The sequence below is a fragment of the Bradyrhizobium australiense genome, from assembly GCF_013114825.1.
GTDB lineage: Bacteria > Pseudomonadota > Alphaproteobacteria > Rhizobiales > Xanthobacteraceae > Bradyrhizobium > Bradyrhizobium australiense.
Window position 1 is genome coordinate 168,493 of the sequence record NZ_JAAVLX010000004.1, and the last position, 24,699, is coordinate 193,191.

General features: G+C 62.4%; 24 protein-coding genes. 8 read left to right on the plus strand and 16 right to left on the minus strand.

Translation table 11 applies throughout. The features are described 5' to 3' along the window. Positions 1-14: 14 nt before the first annotated feature. The 5 genes from argC to HCN58_RS12850 form a co-directional block, all read right to left on the minus strand. Positions 15-1,064: an N-acetyl-gamma-glutamyl-phosphate reductase gene (gene argC / locus HCN58_RS12830; protein ID WP_171579739.1), complete on the minus strand. Its 1,050-nt coding sequence runs from the start codon at positions 1,062-1,064 to the stop codon at positions 15-17. Next, a complete protein-coding gene (locus tag HCN58_RS12835; protein WP_171579740.1) occupies positions 1,064-1,750 on the minus strand; it encodes an FMN-binding negative transcriptional regulator in 687 nt (228 codons plus the stop codon). The genes argC and HCN58_RS12835 overlap by 1 nt, the downstream gene beginning before the upstream one ends. 323 nt (positions 1,751-2,073) lie before the next feature. Continuing rightward, on the minus strand, positions 2,074-3,063 hold the full coding sequence (locus HCN58_RS12840; RefSeq protein ID WP_171579741.1) for an MBL fold metallo-hydrolase: 990 nt from the start codon (positions 3,061-3,063) through the stop codon (positions 2,074-2,076). Positions 3,064-3,279: 216 nt separating this feature from the next. Then, on the minus strand, positions 3,280-3,810 hold the full coding sequence (locus HCN58_RS12845; RefSeq protein WP_171579742.1) for a DedA family protein: 531 nt from the start codon (positions 3,808-3,810) through the stop codon (positions 3,280-3,282). Positions 3,811-3,995: 185 nt separating this feature from the next. Further along, positions 3,996-4,448, minus strand: a complete 453-nt coding sequence (locus HCN58_RS12850) for a PEGA domain-containing protein (RefSeq protein ID WP_171579743.1) — start codon at positions 4,446-4,448, stop codon at positions 3,996-3,998. A gap of 212 nt (positions 4,449-4,660) precedes the next feature. On the opposite strand from HCN58_RS12850, the gene parE reads away from it, so the two are divergent. The 5 genes from parE (at position 4,661) to HCN58_RS12875 (ending at position 10,454) form a co-directional block, all read left to right on the plus strand. Next, positions 4,661-6,715, plus strand: a complete 2,055-nt coding sequence (gene parE, locus HCN58_RS12855; protein WP_171579744.1) for a DNA topoisomerase IV subunit B — start codon at positions 4,661-4,663, stop codon at positions 6,713-6,715. A 230-nt stretch (positions 6,716-6,945) separates the two neighbouring features. Beyond that, positions 6,946-7,782: an outer membrane protein gene (locus tag HCN58_RS12860; RefSeq protein ID WP_171579745.1), complete on the plus strand. Its 837-nt coding sequence runs from the start codon at positions 6,946-6,948 to the stop codon at positions 7,780-7,782. 326 nt (positions 7,783-8,108) lie between these two features. Further along, positions 8,109-8,294, plus strand: a complete 186-nt coding sequence (locus HCN58_RS12865; RefSeq protein WP_171579746.1) for a hypothetical protein — start codon at positions 8,109-8,111, stop codon at positions 8,292-8,294. Between the two features lie 116 nt (positions 8,295-8,410). Next, on the plus strand, positions 8,411-9,181 hold the full coding sequence (locus HCN58_RS12870; RefSeq protein WP_171579747.1) for an SDR family NAD(P)-dependent oxidoreductase: 771 nt from the start codon (positions 8,411-8,413) through the stop codon (positions 9,179-9,181). 544 nt (positions 9,182-9,725) lie between these two features. Next, positions 9,726-10,454, plus strand: a complete 729-nt coding sequence (locus HCN58_RS12875; RefSeq protein ID WP_171579748.1) for an outer membrane protein — start codon at positions 9,726-9,728, stop codon at positions 10,452-10,454. A 101-nt stretch (positions 10,455-10,555) separates the two neighbouring features. Here HCN58_RS12875 and HCN58_RS12880 read toward each other — a convergent pair whose 3' ends face one another. After that, entirely contained in the window at positions 10,556-11,767 is a 1,212-nt protein-coding gene (locus tag HCN58_RS12880) for an FAD-dependent oxidoreductase (RefSeq protein ID WP_235983596.1), read from the minus strand. A gap of 374 nt (positions 11,768-12,141) precedes the next feature. Next, entirely contained in the window at positions 12,142-13,638 is a 1,497-nt protein-coding gene (locus HCN58_RS12885) for a caspase family protein (protein ID WP_171579750.1), read from the minus strand. A gap of 384 nt (positions 13,639-14,022) precedes the next feature. On the opposite strand from HCN58_RS12885, the gene HCN58_RS12890 reads away from it, so the two are divergent. After that, a complete protein-coding gene (locus tag HCN58_RS12890) occupies positions 14,023-15,519 on the plus strand; it encodes a DEAD/DEAH box helicase (protein ID WP_171579751.1) in 1,497 nt (498 codons plus the stop codon). Positions 15,520-15,644: 125 nt separating this feature from the next. Further along, entirely contained in the window at positions 15,645-16,712 is a 1,068-nt protein-coding gene (locus HCN58_RS12895; protein WP_171579752.1) for a GGDEF domain-containing protein, read from the plus strand. Positions 16,713-16,732: 20 nt separating this feature from the next. Here HCN58_RS12895 and HCN58_RS12900 read toward each other — a convergent pair whose 3' ends face one another. Beyond that, on the minus strand, positions 16,733-17,182 hold the full coding sequence (locus tag HCN58_RS12900; protein ID WP_171579753.1) for a TfoX/Sxy family protein: 450 nt from the start codon (positions 17,180-17,182) through the stop codon (positions 16,733-16,735). A gap of 91 nt (positions 17,183-17,273) precedes the next feature. On the opposite strand from HCN58_RS12900, the gene HCN58_RS12905 reads away from it, so the two are divergent. Beyond that, entirely contained in the window at positions 17,274-18,242 is a 969-nt protein-coding gene (locus HCN58_RS12905; protein WP_171579754.1) for an SIR2 family NAD-dependent protein deacylase, read from the plus strand. Here HCN58_RS12905 and HCN58_RS12910 read toward each other — a convergent pair. From HCN58_RS12910 to sufB, 8 genes are all read right to left on the minus strand, one after another. Then, on the minus strand, positions 18,181-18,567 hold the full coding sequence (locus tag HCN58_RS12910) for a HesB/IscA family protein (protein WP_171579755.1): 387 nt from the start codon (positions 18,565-18,567) through the stop codon (positions 18,181-18,183). The genes HCN58_RS12905 and HCN58_RS12910 overlap by 62 nt on opposite strands. A 129-nt stretch (positions 18,568-18,696) precedes the next feature. After that, the gene (locus tag HCN58_RS12915) at positions 18,697-19,110 is read right to left on the minus strand and encodes a VOC family protein (RefSeq protein ID WP_171579756.1); all 414 of its coding nucleotides are present in this window, start codon (positions 19,108-19,110) and stop codon (positions 18,697-18,699) included. 9 nt (positions 19,111-19,119) lie between these two features. Further along, positions 19,120-19,491: an SUF system Fe-S cluster assembly protein gene (locus HCN58_RS12920; protein WP_171579757.1), complete on the minus strand. Its 372-nt coding sequence runs from the start codon at positions 19,489-19,491 to the stop codon at positions 19,120-19,122. Next, positions 19,488-20,735: a cysteine desulfurase gene (locus tag HCN58_RS12925; RefSeq protein ID WP_171579758.1), complete on the minus strand. Its 1,248-nt coding sequence runs from the start codon at positions 20,733-20,735 to the stop codon at positions 19,488-19,490. Before HCN58_RS12925 ends, HCN58_RS12920 begins: the two co-directional genes overlap by 4 nt. Next, the gene (sufD, locus tag HCN58_RS12930; RefSeq protein ID WP_171579759.1) at positions 20,732-22,057 is read right to left on the minus strand and encodes a Fe-S cluster assembly protein SufD; all 1,326 of its coding nucleotides are present in this window, start codon (positions 22,055-22,057) and stop codon (positions 20,732-20,734) included. Before sufD ends, HCN58_RS12925 begins: the two co-directional genes overlap by 4 nt. 17 nt (positions 22,058-22,074) lie before the next feature. After that, complete coding sequence (gene sufC, locus HCN58_RS12935) at positions 22,075-22,827, minus strand: Fe-S cluster assembly ATPase SufC (protein ID WP_171579760.1); 753 nt, start codon at positions 22,825-22,827, stop codon at positions 22,075-22,077. A gap of 23 nt (positions 22,828-22,850) precedes the next feature. Further along, the gene (locus tag HCN58_RS12940) at positions 22,851-23,180 is read right to left on the minus strand and encodes a hypothetical protein (protein ID WP_171579761.1); all 330 of its coding nucleotides are present in this window, start codon (positions 23,178-23,180) and stop codon (positions 22,851-22,853) included. Then, the gene (sufB, locus tag HCN58_RS12945) at positions 23,177-24,673 is read right to left on the minus strand and encodes a Fe-S cluster assembly protein SufB (RefSeq protein ID WP_171579762.1); all 1,497 of its coding nucleotides are present in this window, start codon (positions 24,671-24,673) and stop codon (positions 23,177-23,179) included. The genes HCN58_RS12940 and sufB overlap by 4 nt, the downstream gene beginning before the upstream one ends. Between the last annotated feature and the right edge of the window lie 26 nt (positions 24,674-24,699).

Here is a 24,699-nt window from a genome sequence, read left to right on the forward strand (position 1 = left end):
CGCAGCACCTCACATCACGGAAACAGCGCGATCTGCTCCAGCCCGGCTGTCTCGGGCAGCCCGAACATCAGGTTCATGTTCTGGATCGCCTGTCCGGCCGAGCCCTTCACCAGGTTGTCGAGCGTGGAAATCACGATCGCCCGGTTCTTGATGCGGTCGGCGATGACGCCGATCTGCACATAGTTCGAGCCGCGCACGTTCTGGGTCTGCGGCAGCACGCCCTCCTTGACGACATGCACAAACGGCTCGTTGGCGTAGGCCTTCGCCAGCGCGCCCCGCAAATCGTCCGGCGTCGCGCCGTTGAGTTTGACATAGGACGTGCAGAGTTCGCCGCGCGCCATCGGAATCAGATGCGGCGTGAAGTTCACCGTCACCGCCGCACCCGCGGCAACGCCGATCTCCTGCTCGATCTCGGGCGCGTGCCGGTGGGTACCGACCGAATAGGGCGACAGCCCCTCGCCCGCCTCGCTGAACAGCGTGTTCTGCTTCAAGCCGCGCCCGGCGCCGGTGACACCTGACTTGGCGTCGATGACGATATCATCGATGTCGATCAGTTTTGCCTTGGCGAGCGGCACCAGCGCGAGCAGCGCCGCGGTCGGGTAGCAGCCGGGACAGGCGACGAGCCGCGCGGCTGCGATCTTCTCGCGGTAGAATTCGGTGAGGCCGTAGACGGCTTCGCTCTGCAGTTCGAGCGCCCGGTGCTCATGGCCGTACCATTGCGCATAGGTGTGCTTGTCGCGCAGCCGGAAATCGGCGGACATGTCGAGCACCTTGATCCTGGGGTTGGCCCCGAGGACGGCGGCGATGATCTCCTGCGTGGTGCCGTGCGGTAGGCCGCAGAATACCGCGTCGAGGCTGGTCCAATCGACCTTCTCCCATTCCACGAGCTTCGGCAGGTCCAGCATGAAGAAATGCGGAAACACGTCGCTCATCGACTTGCCGGCGTGGGTGTTGGCGGTGAGCGCGGTGATCTCGGCATTCGGATGCCGCGCCAGCAGGCGCACCGCGTCGGCCCCGGTGTAACCGGAGGCGCCGAGAATGCCGATCTTCTTTTTCGAGCTCATCACGCGTTCCTTTCTTCAGGCGTCGTCGTTTGCTTGTGTTGTACCGTAACCGCCGCGAATGCCAGCGGTCGTGCCGCGCGCATCAGGGCTGCGATTTCGCGCGCGTCGGCGCCCTCTTGCGCGGCGAGCGCCTCGGCCAGCGCGGTGTAGTCGGCTTCCGACTTGTGCTGGTTCAGCTTGAAACTGCCCTCAACCTCTTCGACTGTCATTTCGAGTCCCACGATCGCCTTCTTCATCGCCTGTAGCCGCCCGGCCGTCATCTTCGACGACAGCCACGGCTTTTTCGGCAACAGCCGATCCTCGAACTTCGCGCTCAGCGTCTCGATTTGCGCGGCGAGCTCATCGTCCGACATCGTCCGCACGGGTCCGGTCAGATGCACCGCCTGATAGAGCCAGGTCGGCACCTGATCCGGCGAGACGTACCAGTCCGGCGACACATAGGCGTCGACGCCATTGACGGCCAATAGCCACGGGCTCGTGTCGTCGGCGAGCTTTACCAGCGGATTTTGACGCGCGACGTGAAACGCCGCGCGCGGTGTGCCGTCATTGGCCGACGTCAGATAGAACGGCAGCGATGAGGCGACCGGCTTATTGCCGTCCCACGCGCAGGCCAGGCCAAAGCCGCGCGCTTCCGCAAACGCGAGGCTCGCGGCGCGATCGGACTTGAACGGTGGTGGCGTATACATCTCAAACTCCTGCTTGACGTAGGAGCCGCCAGTTCAGACCGCGATTTCTGGGAAAGGGAGAAGCCGCGGGACCGGATCCGGCGGCAGGGGCGACAATCCTAGACGCAAACGTCCGCCCATACCGCGATAATGCGGCGGCGGCGAGCGATGAAGATGGTCGCGGCGATTGACATGGGCGCGGCTATAAGGCCGCGCCCGGCTGGCGTCAAGCTATGAACTCGTCATTCCGGGGCGCGCGCAAAGCGCGCCAACCCGGAATCTTGTGCCATATACCTCTGGATTCCGGGTTCGCGCTACGCGCGCCCCGGAATGACGACGACGCCTCAGATCACCGGATTCCACGGCGCCGGGATCAGCCGGTAGCCGTTGCCGTCCTTTTCGACAAAACCATTGGCCGGGAACGGATAGTGGAAGCCCTGGACCCGCATCTTGTCGGCAACCAGCATGTCGTAGACCCGGCGGCGGGTCTTTTCCGCCAATGCCGGATCCTGGTCGAACATCAGGTGCCAGCCGGGATTCGAGACGAACAGCGCCGGCAGATTGGTGACGTCGGACTGGATGAATACCTTGTCGGAGCCGGAGGCGAGAACATAGGAAGTGTGGCCCGGCGTATGGCCGATGGTTTCCACCGCCGTCAGCCCGGGTGCTATTTCCTTGCCCCACTCATAGGGCGTGACCTTCTTGTTGAGCCCCGCCTCGAACACGCGGCGGGCATTCTTGAACACAGTCTGCATCCGCCCTTCCGGCGCCCGGCTCATCTCGCCATCGTCCATGAAGTATTTCCATTCCGCCGCCGGCACCAGCACCTCGGCACTGGGAAAGGCCGGCGTGTTGTCCGCATTCAACAGGCCGTTGATGTGATCACCGTGGAAGTGCGAGATCACGACGATGTCGACCGCCTTGGGGTCGAAGCCCGCGGCAACCATGTTGGCGCCAAACTGGCCGACATTGCCCTTGCTTGATGCAAAGGCCGCGGCGCCGTTGCCGGTATCGACCACCAGGAGCTTGCCACCGGTATTGATGACCAGCGGCGCGAACTGGATCGACATCTTGTCCTTCGGCATGAAGGCCTTTTCGAGCGCCGCGTTGACTTCGTCCTTTTTGACGTTGAGCACGAACGTGTCAGGCAGCGCGAAATTGTTGACGCCGTCGGAGATCGCCGTCACTTGGGCATCACCCACCTTGTAGCGATAGAAACTCGGCGCCTGCTTGACCGCCACCGGCGCTGCGGCTGTGGCGGGTGCTTGCGGCAAGAGCGGTGCGGCAGCGAGCGCCGCGGCTCCGGCGAGTGCGTGACGACGTGTCAGTTCCATGGTGATCTCTCCCAGTGAGACGATGGATGCGATGGAGGGAATTGAATGCGGTGGAATTCTTCCGCTTGGCGTGCCCCGGCTTTGGTTGCCGCTGGCTCTACTAGCGCCCTTACGTTAACGGGACGACAGTGAAACGACGGCAACGCGAAGATGGCTCCGGTTGAACCCATCTTTTGGGGGCTAACACCCACATCATCAGCTTATTCCAGCCTGCCCCTACGCCACCCGCCACAGCCATTCGGCGAGCTTCCCCATGACGTCGCCGACCAGCAGCAGGGCGGCCGACCAGACCAGGGCCGAGACGAAGTTGGCGATCTGGAACGGCCAGTAAGACATCTCGAATATCCCGGCGGCGAGCGGCACCGAGGCGCGCAGCGGCCCGAAGAACCGGCCGATGAAGATCGAGGGCACGCCCCATTTTTTCACGAACGCCTCGCCGCGCGGCAGGATCTCGGGATAGCGCGACAAAGGCCACATCTCGGCGACATGCTCCTTGTAGCGATAGCCGAACCAGTAAGAGACCCAGTCGCCGAGCGCTGCGCCGAGGCCGCCGGCGAGCCAGACCGGCCAAAAGCTGATGCCGCTGACGCCGATCAGCGCGCCGATCGCGACCAGCGCCCCCCAGGCCGGCACCAGCAGCGAGACAAAGGCAAGCGATTCGCCGAATGCCAGCACCAGGACGATCGGAGCGGCCCACGCCTGATTGTCGCGCACGAAATCAGCCAAGGCGCGCGCAAAGTCTTGCATTCTCGAGTGCCTTCCCCGCCCCGCTTACGCCGTTGAACTTTCGTCTGATTCAAGGCCTGTGACAGCTAAGCCAGCCGCCTGCGTGACTTCAAGTCACAAAGGCTGGCACGGGATGTGATCAAAGGCAGTTTCACCGCTCCATGGGGTCGTTTCGCCGGTGCCGTTCCCGGTTTTCCGAATCCCGATCAGCTCTGCGGAGGCGGCGGTCGTTTTTGGGGCCGCGGCTTGGCCGCCCGGGGGGCTGCCGATGCGACGGGTTGCAGGGTCACAATGACCGGATTTGGCTTGTGATCCATCGCCGCGCCGGTCGCAGCATCGACGCCCATTCCGACAAGGCCACCGAGAAGAACATTGCCGGCGAAGCCTGCCGCGCCGGTTCCGGGAATCTCTTTGGTCAGCGGGATAATCTGCGGCTCATATCCTTCCTTGCTGACCGTTACGGTGATGTCAGCGTTGCGCTTGGCCTGAACAACGCATGGCGTCACACAAGCCGTTGGAATATCGAGACCGCTAATCTCGGCTGTCGCGCCCGCCGGCGTGCTCGAAATGGAAATGTTCTCTGTCGTTCCCCGTGTCACCGAGGCACAGCCAAGACATGGCGCCGCAATTGCGACGGCCAGCAATAGTCTGATAGTCATTCAATCAATCCCCCGCCCGTCGGAACATTCGAACAACCCCAAAGCGAATGCAAGGGCACGCCCGCGCCGGCGTTCAGACATTGTTAAGAGGCGGGGGCACTGCCTGACAGAGCCACGAACTTCCTGCCCGACCCGTCACCTTTTGAGCCCATCCGTGGCATAGTCAGAATGACCGATTCGCTCGCGAGATCGCGCGCAAAACCTAAAGAGCCATGTCCAAGTCATTGAAATCAGCTACTAAACCCAAATCCGCCGACGACCTCTTCGGTGCGGAACCGAAGGGCCGCGCCGCGCCCAAGGCGGCACCGCGGGCCAGCAGTGCCGAGGCCGGCTATACCGCGGCCGACATCGAGGTGCTGGAGGGATTGGAACCGGTGCGCCGGCGCCCTGGCATGTATATCGGCGGCACCGACGAAAAGGCGCTGCATCATCTGTTCGCCGAAGTCATCGACAACGCCATGGACGAGGCCCTGGCGGGTCACGCCTCGTTCATCGAGGTGGAACTGAGCGCCGACGGATTTCTGACCGTTACCGACAACGGCCGCGGCATCCCGGTCGATCCGCATCCGAAGTTTCCGAAGAAGTCGGCACTCGAAGTGATCATGTGCACGCTGCATTCCGGCGGCAAGTTCGACTCCAAGGTTTATGAGACCTCGGGCGGCCTGCATGGCGTCGGTGTCTCGGTCGTCAACGCCCTCTCCTCGCGGCTCGAGGTCGAAGTCGCGCGCAGCCAGAAGCTCTACCGGATGAGTTTTGAGCGCGGCCACCCCAAGGGCAAGCTCGAAGACCTCGGCAAAATCAACAACCGCCGCGGCACCCGCATCCGCTTCAAGCCGGACACCGACATTTTCGGCGCCAAGGCCGCGTTCAAACCGCAGCGCCTGTTCAAGATGACGCGCTCAAAGGCCTATCTGTTCGGCGGCGTCGAGATTCGCTGGCGCTGCGATCCGGCGCTGTTGAAGGGCATCGAGGACGTGCCCGCCGAGGACAGTTTCCACTTCCCGGGCGGGCTGAAGGATTATCTCGGCGCGGCGATTCACGCCGACACGCTGGTGCACCCGGATATCTTCTCCGGCAAATCCGGGCGCAACGGAGCCCATGGCGCCTGCGAATGGGCGGTGGCGTGGACCGCGGATGCCGACGGCTTCCTCTCCTCCTACTGCAACACCGTGCCGACGCCCGACGGCGGCACCCATGAATCGGGCCTGCGCAGCGCGATGCTGCGCGGCCTGAAGGACCACGCCGAGCGCATCGGCCAGGGTAAGCGAGCCGCGCCCGTCACGTCGGAAGACGTGATGGTGGGTGCTGCCGTGATGCTCAGCGTGTTCGTGCGCGAGCCGGAATTCCAGGGCCAGACCAAGGACCGTCTCGCCACTGCAGAGGCGCAGAGGATCGTCGAACAGGCGATCAAAGATCCGTTCGATCACTGGCTGTCGGGCAATCCGCTGCAGGCCAACAAGCTACTGGATTTCGTCATCGAGCGCGCCGACGAGCGGCTGCGCCGCCGCGCCGAAAAGGAAACCTCGCGCAAGACCGCGGTGAAGAAGCTGCGCCTGCCCGGCAAGCTCGCCGATTGCACCAACACCGCGACCGAAGGCTCCGAGCTCTTCATCGTCGAGGGCGACTCGGCCGGCGGCAGCGCCAAGCAGGCGCGTGACCGCAAGACCCAGGCCGTGCTGCCCCTGCGCGGAAAAATCCTCAACGTCGCGTCCGCCGGCAAGGACAAGCTGACGCAGAACGCGCAGCTCGCCGATCTCATGCAAGCGATCGGTTGCGGCACCGGTGCGCATTATCGCGAAGAGGATCTGCGCTATTCGCGCATCATCATCATGACCGACGCCGACGTCGACGGCGCCCATATCGCGTCGCTTCTGATCACCTTCTTCTACCGGCAGACGCCGCGGCTGATCGATGAAGGGCACCTCTATCTGGCAGTGCCGCCGCTCTACAAGCTGACCCATGGCAGCAAGTCGGTCTATGCCCGCGACGATGCACACAAGGACGTGCTGTTGAAGAGCGAGTTCAACGCCAACGCCAAGGTCGAGGTCAACCGTTTCAAGGGCTTGGGCGAGATGATGCCGGCGCAGCTCAAGGAAACCACCATGGACCCGGCCAAGCGCACGCTGCTCCGCGTGGTGCTTCTGGCCGATGACCGCGAAGGCACAGCCGATTCTGTCGAACGGCTGATGGGAACCAAGGCCGAGGCCAGGTTCGCCTTCATCTCCGACAAGGCGGAATTCGCCAGCGACGAGCTGCTGGACGTCTGACTTCATCAGAGCAGGCGATTTTTGGGCGATTTCCGGCCTTTTTGGCCGGTCATTGCCGGAATCTGCCCTTTTTCGGACTTTTGCCGGTCGTTTCCTTTTCGGTCCAGTGTGCTTCCGCCGCAACAGCATTTTGGCCGGAACTGCGTATAGTCACGCTACTGGATTTTGGGAATCGGCGCTCGCGCACCCCCGTTAGAGCGGTAGCGCACTTAAGGGTAAGGGACTTGAAAATGAAAAAGGTACTGCTCGCTCTGACAGCGGTTGCGGCATTCACCGGATCGGCCTCGGCGGCCGACCTCGGGGCCCGCCCCTACACCAAGGCGCCAGCTCCCGTCGCCGCAGCCTATAACTGGACCGGGTTCTACATCTTCGGCGGTGGCGGCGGCGGATTGTGGAACGCGGACAGCAACGTCCAGAGCACCGGTGTGGCAGGACCCTTCGGCGCCTTTGGGCCCGCTGGCACTGCGCTGACCCGCGATCAACGCTTGGGCGGCAGCGGCTGGTTTGGAACGGTGGGTATCGGTTACGACTGGCAGTTCGGTGGCCGGTGGGTGGCTGGTATCTTTGGTGACGGACAGTTCGGCGACATCCGTGGCTCGCTGAGCGATCCGTTCTTTGGTATCGAAGGCCGCGAAAAGCTTCGCACCAGCTATGCAGCCGGCGTGAGACTCGGCTATCTCGTGGCCCCGAACGTGCTCTCCTACGTCAACGGCGGTTATTCCGGTTCGGAATGGTCGGGCTCGAGCCTCTCTACCCTGGCTCCCGGCGGCGGTCCGACGTTTGCCACCACGGGCTCCTTCCAGCGCAACGGCTGGTTCATCGGCGGTGGTGTCGAGAACAACCTGGATATTTTCGGAATCACCGCGCCTGGTTGGTTCATGAAGACCGAGTACCGCTCAGCATTTTACGAGCGCGCTACGCTGCCGGAGACGCTTGGTCCGGGAGCCGCTCCCTTCGTAGGCCCGACGGGTACGGCCGTCACCTTCAAGCCCTGGGTGCAGACCATCAGCACCTCGCTGGTCTACCGCTTCAACTGGGGCGGCGCTCCGATCGCCGCCAAATACTGAACTCTGTTAATCAGCAGCTCAAAAGCCCCGGCATCGTCCGGGGCTTTTTTGTTGGCCGGATGCCGGCGCTTCCCGGGCTGCTTTCGGCCCCTGCCGCGGCAAGCGTGAGCGCAAGGACGATCGTTCTGCGCCCCTGACGGCCCTCAAGAGATGGCCCTCGCGGTAGCCCGCCTGCAGTAAGCCCTCGGAGCGACTTCCAGCCTTGCGAAGCCGGCTGCCATTGCATTCGATCGGTGTTGTGGCGACGGTGGTAATGGTTTCGAGCGGCAGCCCATCACAAGCCGTGCGGGCGTCGAACGAACCAAAGCGGCAACAGGAGGGAATCAATGGCCAGATCCCTTTCAATCATCGGCTTTCTGGCGCTTGCGATCGGGCTATTGTGGATCGGCCAAGGCACCGGCGCGATTCGTTGGCCGCCATCCAGCTTCATGGTCAATCAGCTGTCATGGGCCGGATATGGCGCGGTGCTCTGCGCCATCGGTCTGATCCTGATCTGGCTAGGCAACCGTTAGATTCGTGGATTCGTAGGATGGGTGGAGCGGGCAGCGATACCCATCGATTTTCTGCGTCGTGATTGATGATGGGTATCGCTGCGCTCCACCCATCCTACAGAAACTGGACAACAACCATGGCAACAAAACTCTTCGACCTCACCGGCAAGGTAGCCATCGTCACCGGCGGCAATGGCGGCATCGGGCTCGGTATGGCCCGCGGCCTCGCGCAAGCCGGTGCTGCGGTTGCAATCGTCGGCCGCAACGAAGCGAAGTCGGCCGACGCGGTCGCGGAACTTACGCAAGGCGGCGCCAAGGCGATCGCGGTTCCGACAGATGTCACCGACAAGGCGGCGGTTGCCGCCATGGCCGAGCGCGTCGTCAGGGAACTCGGCCGCATCGATATCCTCGTCAACAATGCCGGCATCAACATTCGCAAACCGCCGCATGTGCTCGACATCGCCGAGTGGAACAGCGTGATCCAGACCAACCTCACCAGCGCCTTCCTGTGCTCGCAAGCGGTCTATCCGGCGATGAAGGCGGCCGGCGGCGGCAAGATCATCAACATCGGCTCAATGATGTCGATCTTCGGCGCCAGCTTCACGCCGGCCTATGCCGCGAGCAAGGGCGGCATCGTGCAGTTCACGCGTTCCTGCGCCTGCGCCTGGGCCGCCGACAACATCCAGGCCAACGCGGTGCTGCCGGGCTGGATCGATACCGATCTCACCAAGCGCGCCCGCCACGAGATCGACGGCCTGCACGAGCGTGTATTGGCTCGCACGCCCGCAGCGCGCTGGGGTGCGATCGATGATTTTGCCGGCGTTGCGGTGTTTCTCGCCTCGCCCGCCTCGGATTTCCTGACCGGCACGGCGATCCCGGTCGATGGCGGATATTCGGTTATGGGCTGAAGCGCCGTCCCGGAAGATCCAGCAAATGAAAAGCCCCGGACGATGCCGGGGCTCTCGTTGGCAGAGAGGCCCGAACCCAGCCGGCTCCCCGGTTCAGCCATGGTACCACTGAGTGTCGGAACCTTACCACGTGAAGGCGGGAACCGCGTTCGGACACCGACAGGCGATTAATCACTGCGGCACAATTGCACTTCACCCGGAATAACTACGTCTCGCGCTGCGGCCGATAGGTCGCACCGCCCGATGATTCTCGCCATGGCAGGTATTTAGTTATGGCGTAAGCGGGCTGCTCGTTGGGTTCCGCTTAACACTAGCGCAAATGCAACCGGATCGAAGGATGGTTCCAAATGCGGTCTTGGCGACCAAATCGGTCGAAATCCCCCTGTTTTGCCTCTTCAGAGCTGAATCGCGGCCGTCCTTCGGCAATCTATTGGTGTAATGGTGTTGGAAGTTCCACGACTGTGGCGTGGAGGTGACAGCCTTGGTGGGACTCCTGAGATATGTAGGATAGCATGCATTACTCGTGTCTGGATTGGGGAAAATAATGAAAAAGTTCGCTATCGCCGCTGCTGCCTTGGTCGTCGGGACCGTCAGCGCCTCTGCCGCGGATCTGGCCGCTCGGCCGTACACCAAGGCTCCGGTTCCCGTTGCCGCTGTCTATAACTGGACCGGCTTCTACATTGGTGGGCAAGTCGGTTATGCTTGGGGTGACAATCGTACCACCGAGTTCTTCACCGCTACGGGCCTGCCTACGGGCTTCAATCAGAACTACAACACCGATGGTGTTGTTGGCGGCATTCACGCTGGCTACAACTGGCAGTTCGGTCAGTTCGTCTTCGGTCTCGAAGGCGACGTTGAAGGTGCCGACATTAAGGGCGGATATCGCCTGGCAAACCTCAACGGCACGGACTATCGGCTGGATGCTCAGGCCTCTATCCGTGGCCGCCTCGGTGTGGCCTTCAACAACTCGCTGCTCTACGTAACGGGTGGCGCGGCCTTCGCGGATATCGAACACACCTATGTCCGCGCGAACACCCTGTTTGAAAGCATCTCCTCTACCCGCACCGGCTGGACCGTGGGAGCGGGCTGGGAGTATGGCTTCACGCCGAATTGGTCGGCCCGTCTTGAGTATCGCTACACTGATTTCGGCAGCTACCGAGACCGCTCTACCTTCTCGTTCCCCGGATTCACCTACGAAGACCATCCCGTGTATCACACCGTGCGCGGCGGTATCAGCTATCGCTTCGGCGGTCCGGTCGTCGCCAAGTACTGATCCGGCTACCTGATAGCCCTCGACAGTTTAAAGCCCCGGCATCGTCCGGGGCTTTTTGTTGTGTTCTGCTCGCAAGCACGCCTTCTGCACGGCATCATCCGCTAGGCTCGGTCCGGCGACTGCACATGCTCCGGCCGCACGCCTAAGCCCACCAACCGCGCCGTAATGCCTTGGAGCCAGGGCACTGCGGTGACCAGCCGCATGACGAACGGCACCTTCAGGGGCTCGTTGCCCGGCTTCAGCGCGGCATTCACGATGTTGTTCTGCACGACGACCTGCATCCGCTGCGTCATCCGCACCGGAAACGCGCGCCGCCGGCGCACCGCGTCGAGTTCATCTTCCGACGGGCAGCCGCTCGCCAGCCTGGACGCCAGCAGGTTCGCCGTCGCCACCGCGTCCTGAACCGCGAGGTTGACGCCGACGCCGCCGATCGGCGACATCGCATGTGCGGCGTCGCCGATGCACAACAGCCCCGGCCGCGTCCAGCGCTTCAGCCGGTTGACCGCAACGGTCAACAGCTTGACGTCGTCCCAGCTCTTCACCTCGGAAAGTCCCGGTTTCAGGATCGGCGCCATGCGTGCGACGTCGTCGAGCAGCGCGGTCAGCCCCCTCGCCCTCACCGCGTCATGCTGGCCCTTGGGAATGACGAACGCGCATTGCCAATAATCGCCGCGGTCGAAGGTCACCATCATCTTGCCGGGATCGATTCGCGCAAACAGGTTTTCGCTTTCGCCTTCCTGCTTGCCGGCGCGAAACCACAAGACGTCCATCGGCGCGCCGATTTCCTCGACCTCGAGGCCAGCGCGTTCGCGCACCAGCGAATGGCGTCCGTCGCAGGCAACGGTCAGATCGGCCTCGATGTCGATGATGCCGTCCGGCATCTTCGCTTTCACGCCGCTGACGCGCTCGCCGTCTCGAATGAGATCGATCGCTTCCGTCGACATCATCACCTTGAGCGAGGCGAAGCGCTTGCCGCTTTCGCGCAGGAAGTTGAGAAAATCCCACTGCGGCATGAAGGCGATGAAAGGGTATTTGACGTGAAGCCTGCTCAGATCGGCGATCCGCACCGTTTCCCCGCCGAACATGCCTTGCATCTTCTGCAAGCGCTGGTGCGGCAGTTTCAGGAATCCGTCGATCAGCCCGAGTTCGTCCATCACCTGCAGCGTCGAGGGATGCACGGTATCGCCGCGAAAATCGCGAAAGAAGTCGGCGTGCTTCTCCAGCACCACGACCTCGATGCCGGCGCGGCCCAGCAGATATCCCAGCATCATTCCGGCCGGCCCGCCGCCGACGATGCAGCAACGTACTTTCATCGCTCGCTCCTGTCGCCGATTTATCTGGCTCGAGGCAGCATCGATCATCTGCCAGGCATCGGCAATACCTCCGACGCAGCGCGTCGCGAGGTCGCGAACCCATACTCACTTGGCGTCACCCGCGAAGGCGGGTGACCCAGTATTCCAGAGACAGCAGTGATTGAACCGATAAGCCGCGGCGTACTGGATCCCCGCTTTCGCGGGGATCACAGCTTGTGGCGCTTCGGGCCTCGCCGTATTGCGAGCGCAGCGAAGCGATCCATCGTCACCTCATGCATGGATTGCTTCGTCGCTTCGCTCCTCGCAATGACGTGGAAAGGCCGCGGCATGCTGGATGCCCCGCATGCGCGGGGATCTGACGGCACTGAAAAACGCTACCGCCGAAAACTCTTGATTTCGGAAACGCTGCCGTCACGATAGGTCAATTCCACGGAAACCGATCTGGTCGCCGGCGCGAGCTTCAGATACGGCTGCGCGTCGTGCGGTATGACGCTGGGATCGCGAGGGTCGCAAGGCGGCATTTTCAGCACCTTGTCGGGCACCCCGCTGTCGATTCCGACTCGCACTTCGCGGATCGCGCAGCGGTACGACATCAGGTGCGTATAATAGACCAGAAGCCCGTTATACTCGCGGAACGACAACCAGCTCGTCGCCGTCATGTCGAGGATCTTGCGCTGGTCGCGGATCAGGGCTGCTTCCGGATCGAACCTGATCGGGAACGGCCCCTGCAACTCGCCATTGGTGTCGACATAGCGCACCTGGATGACGGCCGCCGGTGCATCGGCCGGCAGTTCGATCGACGGGTTGGGCATCCGCTTTCGGGTCCGCGGATCGAGCGTATCCATGAAGCCGGTCTCGCGGAAATCGCCGCTGTCCCCGATCCGCCAGGAAATGCCGAGGGTCGGGTCGGCGATCGAGAACACCACCGTCCAGCCGCCATTGTGGCGCGAGAACATCGCGATCGGCGCGTTGACGGAATCGTTCTGCGGCTGCAGGCGCTGCAGCGGCGGCAAGGCCGCAAGCTTTTGCAGCGGCTCGGCGGGCTTCGCCGCCTCGGGCTGTGCCTTCGTCAAACCATTCAGAAAAACGTCGTCGACCATCTGGTCGAAGTAAACCGGGATCTGCTTGTGACGAACGGTTTCCGCGAGTTCGCTGACCAGGCGCCGTGTCCGCTGCGCGACCTGGACGAGATTCGCGCCCGGCTGCGTCAGCTCCTTGGCGAAGGTTCGCGTGAACACCGAATTGGGATTGGCGTCGTCATTGGAGAGCCGGTCGAGCGCGGTCTGCCGCGGCCCGGCCGAGAAGATCGAGAACACGCCTTCCGGCAGTTGCGTCATCGGCGCGAGACCGCCGCCGCCGGCAACCGCACGCGTACCGGCGCGCTCGAACGGATTGTTGCGGCAGGCGTCGAACACCAGGATGGCGGTGCGCACCTTTCGGTTCTGCATCCGCTCGATGATGCGGTCGGCCAGGATCGAGGCGTCGCGCACCAGCTCTTCCTGCCCTTCGGTCGCCGCCGGCACGTCGGTCGGCAGCAGGAAATTCTGACCCGCGATTTCAAAACCGTGGCCGGCATAGAAGAAGAACGCGGTGTCGCCGGCGTCAACCGCCTTGTCGAAGGCGAGCAACGTCTGACTGAACGCCTGCCGGTTCTGGTTTTCCGCCACCATCACCGTGAAGCCGAGCTGCTTGAGCGTATCGCCCATGGTGCGGGCGTCGTTGACCGCCTTCTGCAGCTTGGGCACGTTCCGGTAGTCGTTGTTGCCGACCACGAGCGCAACGCGCTTTTCCGCCTGGGCGGGCGCGGCGAATGTGATGCAGGCCGCCACAACGGCCGTCGCGGCCAGGATTCTTGAAAGCCAGGAGGTCATCGAATTCCCCACACGCACGAATGGTCCTGTTGGAACGTGCAAACCGCTTCATGCCATAGTCGGCATGCCATTGCCCACGGTTCAAACGGTTCGATTGATTGCGAATCCCGCGGTCCGGTTTGACGGCCAAGTGACGGTTTTTGCCGTTATTTGTGCGAAAACATTAAGCTTTTTGGGCTTCAATGCAGGTTCCTAGATTGACTTTGGCCATTTCGACCCTATGTTCGCGCTCAACGCGGCCTTGGATCGAAACGCGATTCCCTAGGTTAGCCGCTCGTCTGCGTAAGTCAGAGCCCCCAGCTTTTCAAAAGCGCGCCGTTTCGGGGCAAAACGCGACAGCCTTTTTACCCTCGATTCCGAACGGCGGTGTCGACTAGAGGCTCAATGTCTTTTTCCCATCTCGGTCTTTCCGACAAGGTTCTCGCCGCAGTTGCGGCCACCGGCTACACCACCCCTACACCCATCCAGGAACAGGCAATTCCGCACGTTTTGGCCCGCCGCGACGTTCTCGGCATCGCCCAGACCGGCACCGGCAAAACCGCTGCCTTCGTCCTGCCCATGCTCACGCTACTGGAAAAGGGCCGTGCCCGGGCTCGAATGCCCCGCACCCTGATCCTCGAACCGACCCGCGAACTCGCCGCGCAGGTCAAAGAGAATTTCGACAAATACGGCGCGGGCCAGAAACTCAACGTCGCACTCCTGATCGGCGGCGTCTCCTTTGGCGACCAGGACTCCAAGCTGACCCGCGGCGTCGACGTCTTGATCGCAACCCCTGGTCGCCTGCTCGACCACACCGAACGCGGCGGCCTTCTGCTCACCGGCGTCGAACTCCTCGTCATCGACGAAGCCGACCGCATGCTGGATATGGGTTTCATCCCCGACATCGAACGCATCTGCAAGCTGGTGCCGTTCACGCGCCAGACGCTGTTCTTCACCGCGACGATGCCGCCGGAAATCAGCCGGATCAGCGAAGCCTTTCTGCACAACCCCGAAAGAATCGAAGTCTCGAAGCCGGCGACCACGGCGACGGGCGTGTCTCAATTCCAGGTCCGCGGCGGCCGCGAGCCGCACGAGAAGCGCGAAATCCTTCGCCGCCTGTTGCGCGACGCCAAGGACCTCAACAACGCGCTTATCTTCTGCAATCGCAAGCGCGAAGTCGCCGTTGTTTACAAGTCGCTGCAGAAGCACGGCTTCAGCGTTGGCGCCCTGCATGGCGACATGGATCAATCGGCCCGCACCGCGGCGCTGGATCAATTCCGCAAGGGTGAAATCCCGTTGCTGGTTGCCTCCGATGTCGCCGCCCGCGGCCTCGATATTCCCGCCGTCACCCACGTCTTCAATTTCGACGTGCCGCATCATGCCGACGATTACGTGCATCGTATCGGCCGAACGGGGCGCGCCGGACGCGCCGGCACCGCGATCTCGATCGTCAGCCCGCTAGACAACAAGTCGATCGCTGCGATCGAACGGCTGATCGGACAAACCATTCCCGCCGCCGAAGGCGATTACGCCGTTCACACGGATCCGTCCGGCGACACCGATCAGCCGCGCGAACATCGCTCGCGCGAGGGCGCCCGGGAAGGCTCGCGCGGCAGCCGCAAGCCGCGGCGCGAACGCGAGCCGCGACACGCCAAAGCCATTGATACGCGTAGCGACAAGAGCGCTGATCGCGAACCGCGGCATGCCAAGGGCACGGGCCGCAGCGCCAGGCCGCAGCCGGAGGCAGCGGCCTTCGCGCCGCCCGCGCCCGCTCAGCCTTCACGCGTGCCCTCGATCGGGCGACCCGAGCCGCGGCGCGCCCACCGCGAGGTCGAATCGGAGCCCGCCGATCACTCGCACCTTCCTGCATTCCTGTTGCGGCCCGTTCGCGCCCGCGTCTGATAAGCGTCGATCCCGACGGCCGGAAGCATTTACCGGCCGTTCATCCTCCTCCGTTAACTTGCGGCGATAATTTAATCATTGCTGCAAGGCAACGAGCGGCGCTGCTCGATATTGGGGACGGATCAGTGGTCAAGCTGCTGGACGAACACGAACGCACGATAGCGTTTGCCGAGGTAGCGTTGGGCCAGATCAGATCCCTCCGGCAGACCGCCGTCCCGCGCAACTATGAAATCTGGTACGTCTACGCGACCGGATACAATGCCGCACTCAACAAGATCATCAACGAGACACTGGCACGCAACGGCAAGCTCAGCGAGTCCGATCTCGAACAGATCTACGAAACCTATCTCTCCCACATCAAGACCTCCGATCGTATCGACAAGGTCGGCGCGCGCGTGATCGGCGAAATCGACGACGTAATGGCCCTTATCACCGAGGGACTTGGCATGTCGGAGAACTACGAATCCGAGCTGAGCGGCGCCAACGAGAAGCTCAGGAATGCCAAGAGTCGCGATGAGATCAAGGCGATTGTCGACGGGCTGGTGAAATCGACGCGCGAGATGCGCGAGACCAACAAGGCATTGGAGAACCGCCTGGCGCTATCCAAGACCGAGATCAGCAATCTGCAGCACAGCCTCGAGGCGATCCGCGCCGAGAGCCTGACCGATCCGCTGACCGGACTGGGTAATCGCAAATATTTCGACCGCTCGATCGAGATGGCGGTGGAAGCGGCGCAAGCGAGCGGCGAACCGCTGTCGCTGATGATGTTCGACATCGACCATTTCAAGTCGTTCAACGATTCCTACGGCCATCTCACCGGCGATCAGGTGCTGCGGCTGGTGGCGATCTCGCTGAAGCAGACTATCAAGGGCCAGGACATCACCGCCCGCTACGGCGGCGAGGAATTCGCGGTGGTGCTGCCCAACACCGCGCTGCGCCAGGCGCTGATGGTCGCCGACCACATCCGCCGCGCCGTCATGGCCAAGGAATTGAAGAAGAAATCGACCGGCGAAATTCTCGGACGCGTCACCATATCCGTCGGCGTTTCCATGCTAAAACCGGACGATGACACGGATTCATTGATCGAGCGCGCCGACGCTTGCCTCTACGCGGCCAAGCGCAACGGCCGCAACCGCGTGGTCTGCGAAGCCGACCCCGAATACGCCGACGAGACCCGCAGTCAAGTCGCCTGATCTAGACTCGAATCGCAAGGCTATCTGCGCGGCGCCTTTCGCGCCTTGGTCGCGCCCTTCCTTGTCGCCGGCTTGCGACCCTTAGCCGGCACGGTTGCAGTCGCCCCGGTAACCTTCCGCTTCGCCGCCTTGCGCGCCTTGGGCCGCTTACGAAGCGCCGCGCGTTGGGCCGCGGCCAGCGCCGCCCTCGCCCAGTCAGCCAGTTCCTCGGAATCATCGAACAGGCGCGCCGGCAACTGCCAGTACGAGTTCACGGTCACCGTCTTCGCCCGAGTTTGATACTGAAACGGCTGCGAGCCCTCTGCCTCGAATTGCGGGATGGTCTGGTCATCAGCCCGGAAATACAGCCCGGCCCGCAGCGCCAGCGCGAAGTTGGTGCCGTCAGCGGAAATGCCAAAACCGGAAAACATCCGGCGGATGGTGACCGGGCCGAAATCGGCGAACAGGTCGATCAAGAAATCGCGGTCCATCTGCAGTCCAACAATCGCGGTCAGGTCAGCCGTGGTTATTGATAGCGCACAACCAATTGGAACGGAATATTCGGAAATCCATTGAAACGGAATGAACCGCTCGGGAGGTGCCGTGAAAGCCCCAGTGTCAGCGCCAAGAGACATTCTGGCCGAGGCGATCCAGGGACGTCGCGCCGTCCTGTTCGTCGGGGCCGGTGTTTCGATGTCTGTCGGGCTGCCATCATGGCAAACGCTGATCGATCATTTGCTCGATGAGCTCGAGCTCGATCGCGATGTCGTCGAGGGGATGAACGAAGGCTATCAGATGCTCGCGGAATTCTATCGGCTGAAGCAGGGCAGCATCGGTCCGCTACGTAGCTGGCTGGACCGAAACTGGAAGGTCGCATGCGATCGGGTCTCGACATCGCAACTTCACAAGCTGATCGTGGACCTCGACTTCCCGACGATCTACACCACCAATTACGATCGCAACCTAGAAACTGCGTTCGAGGCTCACAAAAAGCCCTATGCGAAAATAACCAATGCAAAGGAAATCGCGGACGCTCCCGAGGGCGTGACGCAGATCATCAAGTATCACGGTGACTTCGACGATGACAGTTCGCTGGTGCTGACCGAGACCGACTTCTTCAATCGGCTGTCGTTCGATTCACCGCTCGATATCAAATTCCGCGCCGACGCGCTTGGGCGGCCGATCCTGTTCATTGGCTACAGTATGTCCGATCCAAACATCCGCCTGCTGTTGCACCGCATCTGGGAGATCTGGGAAAGGTCGGGCCGCAAGGAGGATCGCCCGCGCTCGTTCGTGTTCATGCCCTCGCCCAATCCGGTGCAGGAAGCCCTGCTCGCGCGATGGGGGATTACGGTGCTTACGCCGGAAAGCGGCACGTCCATGGACGATGCCCTCGTCGCGCTGCTCTCCGACCTTCAGTCGAGAATATGCAAGCTTACGGAGCCCAGGAAAGGGAAGAATAGCGACGCAGAGCCGGAAAAGCCCGCGGTCAACCCTTCGCCGGCGTCAGTTGAACCGACTCGCCGCAGCCGCAGGCGGAAATCTGGTTAGGGTTGTTGAAGATGAACTGGGCCTGGAGCTTGTCGGCCTTGTAGTCCATTTCGGTGCCGAGCAGGAACAGGACCGCCTTGGGATCGACCAGGATCTTGACGCCCCGGTCCTCGACCACTTCGTCGGTCGGGCGGATCTCATGGGCGTATTCCACCGTATAGGATTGCCCGGCGCAGCCGCCATTTTTGATGCCGACGCGCAGGCCGACGATTTCGGAATCGGCGCGTTTGGTCAGCTCCGTGATCCGCGCGGCGGCGGCCTCGGTCAGCTTCATCACCTGCGGGCGCGGCCGCGGCTTCTGCTTGGATTGGACGGTGGTATCCATTGCAGTCGATCTCCGGCGTCGCACGGCGGCGACGAGCTATCATGCCATTAAAATAACAACGAAATTCCCACTGTGAAGGTCTCTCGTCATGAACTCGATCAGAACCCCTCGAAACGCTCCGCACGCCCGCTAGTAAATCTTCCAAATTCCCGGCGTCGCCAGTTCCAGCAAATGGTTGTCCGGGTCGCGGAAGTAGATGCTCTTCCCGCCGCGCGGCCAATCCGTCCTGCCTTCGATCGCGACATTGTGCTTGCCGAGTGCCTCTTCCCACCCCGGCAGTTCGGGCGCCGGGATGGCAAAGGCCATATGGACGGGGCCGCTGCCGTCATGCGGCGGAATGGTGCCCCCGGGGAGTTGGATCGTCTCGGGTGCCGAGCCGCGGCGAAACAGCAGCAGCACGCTTCTTCCACTCACGTCGAAAGCAACGAACCGCGAATCCGCCGTCAGCGCTTCCAGACCCAAAACCTCCTCGTAGAACGTGCGGGCGCGGTCGAGGTCATCGACGTACAGCGCAGTTTCGATGACGCCGGACAGTTTCGGCAACGGATTCCTTCACCACATGTTGAGGACGAGGCGCGCCTCGTCGGACATACGATCCGGCGTCCAGGCCGGATCCCACACCAGGTTCACATTGACGACGCCGACGCCGGGAACGCTGGCGATCGCGTTCTCGACCATGGTCGGCAGTTCGCCGGCCGCCGGACAGTTCGGCGTGGTCAGCGTCATTGTCACGTCGACGGCACGGTCGTCCTTGAGATCGACCTTGTAGATCAGGCCAAGCTCATAGATATCGGCCGGAATCTCCGGGTCGAACACCGTCTTCAGCGCGGCGACGATTTCGGTCCCCAGCCGCTCGGTCTCGTCCGGCGGCAGCGCCGAGTTGGTTTGCATATTGGCTGACTTGACTTCGGCCGTGTCACTCATGCGAACAAATCCCGCGCCTTGATCAGCGCCTGTGCCAGATGGTCGACTTCTTCACGGGTATTATACATTCCAAACGACGCGCGGCAGGTGGCTGTGACATTGAACCGCTCTAAAAGCGGCATCACGCAATGGGTGCCGGCGCGCACGGCGATCCCCTGCCGGTCGATCACGGTCGCGACGTCGTGGGCGTGCGCTCCCTTCATCTCGAAGGAGATCACCGGCCCCTTGCCGCGCGCGGTGCCGATCAGGCGCAGCGAATTGATTTCGCGCAGTCGCTCCTGGGCGTAATTCAAGAGATCATGCTCGTGGGCGGCGACCCGCTCCTTGCCGATCGACGTGACGTAGTCGATCGCGGCGCCCAGCCCGATCGCCTCGACGATCGGCGGCGTTCCGGCCTCGAACTTGTGCGGCGGGTCGCCATAGGTGACCCAGTCCTTTGCCACCTCGCGGATCATCTCGCCGCCGCCATTATAGGGCCGCATCGCGACCAGGTGCTGATGCTTGGCGTAGAGCGCGCCAATCCCAGTCGGACCATAGATCTTGTGGCCGGTGAAGGCATAGAAATCGCAATCGAGGTCCTGCACGTCGATCGGCAAGTGCACAGCGCCTTGCGCGCCGTCGACCAGCACCGGAATGCCGCGGTCATGGGCGAGCCTCACGACTTCCTTGACCGGGACGAAGGTGCCAAGCGCGTTGGACATCTGGGTGATGGCGACGAGCTTGGTGCGCGGCGTCAGCAGCTTCTCGAATTCCTCGATCAGGAAATTGCCGTCGTCGTCGACCGGCGCCCATTTGATCACGGCGCCATGGCGCTCGCGCAAAAAATGCCAGGGCACAATATTGGAGTGGTGCTCCATGATCGAGAGCACGATCTCGTCGCCCTGTTTGATGTTGGGCTCGCCCCAGGACGATGCCACCAAATTGATGGCCTCGGTAACATTGCGGGTGAAGATAATTTCTTCACTACGCCCTGCATTGATGAATTTCGCCACCGTGGCACGGGCACCCTCGTAAGCCTCGGTAGCGGCATTGGCGAGGTAATGCAGGCCGCGATGCACGTTGGCGTATTCGGTTGTGTAAGCCTTGGTCATGCGGTCGAGCACGGCCATCGGCTTCTGCGCGGAGGCCGCGTTGTCCAGATAGACCAACGGTTTGCCGTAGACCTTCATCGCCAGCGCGGGAAAATCCTCGCGCACGCGGGCGACGTCATAGGCGCCATTCTTGACCGCCGGGTGCTGCGTCATCCTCGTGCCTCCAGCCAACGCTGCGCGGCGGCAATTGCGAGTTCGCGCAGGTCGTCGTTGACGATGGATTCGATCGCCTCTCCAACAAACGCCTGGATCAGCAGCGCTTGGGCTTCCTTTTCGGAAAGGCCGCGGGCACGCAGATAGAACAGCAGGCTCTCGTCGAGCGCGCCGGTGGTGGCGCCATGGCCGCAGGTGACGTCGTCGGCGAAGATTTCGAGTTCCGGCTTGTTGTCGGCCTCGGCGTCGTCGGACAACAGCAGCGCCCGCGTCATCATCTTGGCGTCGGTCTTCTGCGCGTCCGGGCGCACGACGATGCGGCCCTGGAACACCGAATGGCCGCGGTCGTCGACCACGGCCCGGAAAACCTCGCGGCTGGCGCAATGCGGCACCGCGTGATCCATGAACAGCGTGGTGTCGGCGTGCTGGCGGCCGTTGAGCAGATTGACGCCGTTGGTTTCGACCCGGGAGCCCTCGCCAGCAAACGCGATGGTCGCCTGGTAGCGGCTGACGGCCGCGCCTGAGGTCATACCAAAAGTGTTGAAATGCGCATGTGCGCCTAGCGTCACCGCGGCAGAGGATATGTTGAACGCATCACGGCCATCCTCGATCAATCGAACATGGTCGAGCCGCGAATTATCGCCGATTGCGACGATCAGGGAGTCATGCGTTTGATAGGCCTTCACGCCATCGGCCGCGATATAGCTTTCGACCAGCGTCGCGCCGGCATCCTCGCCGAGACGCAGCAGGGAACGGGTGAATATCGCAGCCGGCGTGGCGCCACCAGCAACATGAATGATCTGCAGCGGCTGCTTCAGCACGACGCCATTGGCGATCTCGATCACGACGCCATCGGTCATCATCGCGCTGTTGAGCGCGACCATCGGATTGGCATTGTCGGGCGTGAATAACTGGGTCTGCAGCGCGGCATCGCCGGTCTCCAGCACGGCGCGCAGGGTGCGGACGGTAACGCCCTTCTCCAGTCCCTCCAGTTCGGAAAGCTTCGGCGCGAACACGCCGTCCACCAGTACCAGCCGGCGGGCGCCCTTGATCGCCTGCAGCTTCACGGCGGCTGCAGCCTGCTTCAGTGCCGCCGCATCTGGTTCGGCCGCCAGCGGTAGCACCTCGCGCATCAGCGCGCGCAAATCGGTGTATTTCCAGTCCTCGAGCCGGCGATGCGGCAAACCCACACGATCATAGACCTCGAAGGCGGTATTCCGCGCTTCGGCGATCTTGCCGCCGCCCGGCAGCCGATCGCGCACCACCGCAAAGCTCTCGCTCAGCGCGCGGCCGGTCTCGTTTTTTGCCAGAACTACATTCATCACAAATCCGCTTCCCGTCAGGCCGCGTCTTCGAACTGGGTATAGCCGGAAGCCTCGAGCTCCAGCGCCAGATCCTTGCCGCCGCTTTTGACGACCCGGCCTTTCGACATCACGTGCACGAAGTCAGGCACGATGTAGTTGAGTAGCCGCTGGTAGTGCGTGATAACCACCATGGCACGGTCGGGCGAACGCAGCGCGTTGACGCCGTCGGCGGCGATACGCAGCGCGTCGATGTCCAGGCCGGAATCCATTTCATCGAGGATGCAGACGGCCGGCTCGAACAGCGCCATCTGCAAAATCTCGTTGCGCTTCTTCTCGCCGCCGGAGAAGCCGACATTGACGCCGCGCTTGAGCATGTCCTGCGGGATGTTGAGCGATTTTGCGACTTCGCGCACCTTCTTGAGAAAGTCGGGCGTGGAGAACTCGCTCTCGCCACGCGCCTTGCGCTGCGCATTCAGCGCGGTGCGCAGGAAATTCATGGTGGCGACGCCGGGGATTTCGACCGGGTACTGGAACGCCAGGAACACGCCCTTGGCGGCGCGCTCGTCCGGCTCCATTTCCAGGAGGTCTTCGCCCCTGAACAGGATTTCACCATCGGTGACTTCGTAACCGGGCTTGCCAGCAATGACGTGCGAGAGCGTGGATTTGCCGGAGCCGTTCGGCCCCATGATCGCGTGCACCTCGCCCGGGTTCACAGTCAGCGTCAGTCCGTGGAGAATCTCGCGATCCTCGACGCGAACCTTCAGGTCTTTAACTTCGAGTAATGGCATAACTTTCCCTTGTGGAAATTCGTTTAGTGGCGCTGCCGGATCGGGCGCTCATAGGCGACAATCGCGGCGTCCGGGCACGCGCTTTCCAGACTTGCGATCTCGTCAAGCTTGACCGCATCGAGTTCCGCCGCTGCGATCAAATTGCAAAGTCCGTCGCCGACAGCCGCGCGGCAGTTCGCCCGATAGGCCATCAGAAAAACACCCATCCTGTCGGCGGCGGCCGCAAGGCGGCGTGCCTGCGCGGCGCTTGGCCGGAACCACTCTGAGTTGTCGAGCCGCGACAAACTGGCTTCATCGATCTCGTTCAAGATCGGCAACAGCGCGCGCATCTCGCTGATATCAGTTGCGATCATCCGACGCTGCCCTCCAGCGAGATCGAGATCAGCTTCTGCGCCTCAACCGCGAACTCCATCGGCAGTTGCTGCAGCACGTCCTTGACGAAGCCATTGACTACGAGGCCGACGGCTTCTTCCTGCGACAGGCCGCGCTGGACGCAATAGAACAGCACGTCCTCGGAAATTTTCGACGTCGTCGCTTCGTGCTCGAAGGTTGCCGACGAGTTCTTCGCTTCGACGTACGGCACTGTGTGCGCGCCGCATTTGTCGCCGATCAAAAGCGAGTCGCACGCCGTGTAGTTGCGCGCGCCGGTCGCCTTGCGGTGGGCGGTGACGAGGCCGCGATAGGTGTTCTGCGACACGCCGGCCGCGATGCCCTTGGAGATGATCCGGCTCGACGTGTTCTTGCCGAGATGGATCATCTTGGTGCCAGAGTCGACCTGCTGGTGACCGTTCGAAATCGCGATCGAGTAGAATTCGCCGCGCGAATTGTCGCCGCGCAGGATGCAGCTCGGATACTTCCAGGTGATCGCCGAACCGGTTTCCACCTGGGTCCAGGAAATCTTCGAATGGTCGCCGCGGCAGTCGCCGCGCTTGGTGACGAAATTGTAGATGCCGCCGACGCCTTCGGAATTGCCGGGATACCAGTTCTGCACCGTCGAATATTTGATCTCGGCGTCGTCAAGCGCCACGAGTTCGACCACGGCGGCATGAAGCTGGTTCTCGTCGCGCTGTGGTGCGGTACAGCCTTCGAGATAGCTGACGTAAGATCCCTTGTCGGCGATGATCAGCGTGCGCTCGAACTGGCCGGTATTGCGTTCGTTGATGCGGAAGTACGTCGACAATTCCATCGGGCAGCGCACGCCCGGCGGCACGTAGACGAATGAACCGTCGGAGAATACCGCCGAGTTCAGCGTCGCGAAGTAATTGTCCGAGGTCGGCACGACCGAGCCGAGATACTGCTTCACCAGCTCGGGATGTTCGCGGATCGCCTCCGAGATCGGCATGAAGATCACGCCGGCGGTCTTCAGCTCCTTCTGGAAGGTGGTCGCCACCGAAACCGAGTCGAACACCGCGTCGACCGCGATCTTGCGGTTAGCCGACGGCTCGCCGCCGGGCGGGGGCTCAACGCCCTCGAGAATGGCGACTTCGCGCAAGGGGATGCCAAGCTTCTCGTAGGTCTTGAGGATTTCGGGATCGATTTCGTCGATCGACGACAACGTCTTCTTCGGCTTCGGCGCCGCGTAATAGTGGATGTCCTGGTAGTCGATCTTGGGATAGTTGACGCGCGCCCAGGTCGGCTCGGTCATGGTCAACCAGCGGCGATAGGCCTCCAGACGCCATTCCAGCATCCAGGCCGGCTCGCTCTTTTTGGCGGAGATGAAGCGGACGGTGTCTTCCGACAGCCCCTTGGGGGCCTTGTCGGACTCGATCAGCGTCTCGAACCCATATCGATATTGGTCGACGTCGATGCGCCGTACGCGCTCGACCGTCTCTTGTACGGCTGGCATTCCATCCTCCGCTCGCGGTTTCAAGG

Coding starts and splice junctions, on each gene's coding strand:
- HCN58_RS12920 (WP_171579757.1), bottom strand. CDS start 19,491: ATGAGTGACACGGCCGAAGTCAAGTCAGCCAATATGCAAACCAACTCG.
- HCN58_RS12905 (WP_171579754.1), top strand. CDS start 17,274: ATGAACCGCTCGGGAGGTGCCGTGAAAGCCCCAGTGTCAGCGCCAAGA.
- HCN58_RS12870 (WP_171579747.1), top strand. CDS start 8,411: ATGGCAACAAAACTCTTCGACCTCACCGGCAAGGTAGCCATCGTCACC.
- HCN58_RS12910 (WP_171579755.1), bottom strand. CDS start 18,567: ATGGATACCACCGTCCAATCCAAGCAGAAGCCGCGGCCGCGCCCGCAG.
- HCN58_RS12925 (WP_171579758.1), bottom strand. CDS start 20,735: ATGACGCAGCACCCGGCGGTCAAGAATGGCGCCTATGACGTCGCCCGC.
- sufB (WP_171579762.1), bottom strand. CDS start 24,673: ATGCCAGCCGTACAAGAGACGGTCGAGCGCGTACGGCGCATCGACGTC.
- argC (WP_171579739.1), bottom strand. CDS start 1,064: ATGAGCTCGAAAAAGAAGATCGGCATTCTCGGCGCCTCCGGTTACACC.
- sufD (WP_171579759.1), bottom strand. CDS start 22,057: ATGAATGTAGTTCTGGCAAAAAACGAGACCGGCCGCGCGCTGAGCGAG.
- HCN58_RS12940 (WP_171579761.1), bottom strand. CDS start 23,180: ATGATCGCAACTGATATCAGCGAGATGCGCGCGCTGTTGCCGATCTTG.
- HCN58_RS12900 (WP_171579753.1), bottom strand. CDS start 17,182: ATGGACCGCGATTTCTTGATCGACCTGTTCGCCGATTTCGGCCCGGTC.
- HCN58_RS12860 (WP_171579745.1), top strand. CDS start 6,946: ATGAAAAAGGTACTGCTCGCTCTGACAGCGGTTGCGGCATTCACCGGA.
- HCN58_RS12840 (WP_171579741.1), bottom strand. CDS start 3,063: ATGGAACTGACACGTCGTCACGCACTCGCCGGAGCCGCGGCGCTCGCT.
- HCN58_RS12845 (WP_171579742.1), bottom strand. CDS start 3,810: ATGCAAGACTTTGCGCGCGCCTTGGCTGATTTCGTGCGCGACAATCAG.
- HCN58_RS12885 (WP_171579750.1), bottom strand. CDS start 13,638: ATGACCTCCTGGCTTTCAAGAATCCTGGCCGCGACGGCCGTTGTGGCG.
- HCN58_RS12850 (WP_171579743.1), bottom strand. CDS start 4,448: ATGACTATCAGACTATTGCTGGCCGTCGCAATTGCGGCGCCATGTCTT.
- HCN58_RS12875 (WP_171579748.1), top strand. CDS start 9,726: ATGAAAAAGTTCGCTATCGCCGCTGCTGCCTTGGTCGTCGGGACCGTC.
- HCN58_RS12835 (WP_171579740.1), bottom strand. CDS start 1,750: ATGTATACGCCACCACCGTTCAAGTCCGATCGCGCCGCGAGCCTCGCG.
- HCN58_RS12880 (WP_235983596.1), bottom strand. CDS start 11,767: ATGAAAGTACGTTGCTGCATCGTCGGCGGCGGGCCGGCCGGAATGATG.
- HCN58_RS12865 (WP_171579746.1), top strand. CDS start 8,109: ATGGCCAGATCCCTTTCAATCATCGGCTTTCTGGCGCTTGCGATCGGG.
- sufC (WP_171579760.1), bottom strand. CDS start 22,827: ATGCCATTACTCGAAGTTAAAGACCTGAAGGTTCGCGTCGAGGATCGC.
- HCN58_RS12890 (WP_171579751.1), top strand. CDS start 14,023: ATGTCTTTTTCCCATCTCGGTCTTTCCGACAAGGTTCTCGCCGCAGTT.
- parE (WP_171579744.1), top strand. CDS start 4,661: ATGTCCAAGTCATTGAAATCAGCTACTAAACCCAAATCCGCCGACGAC.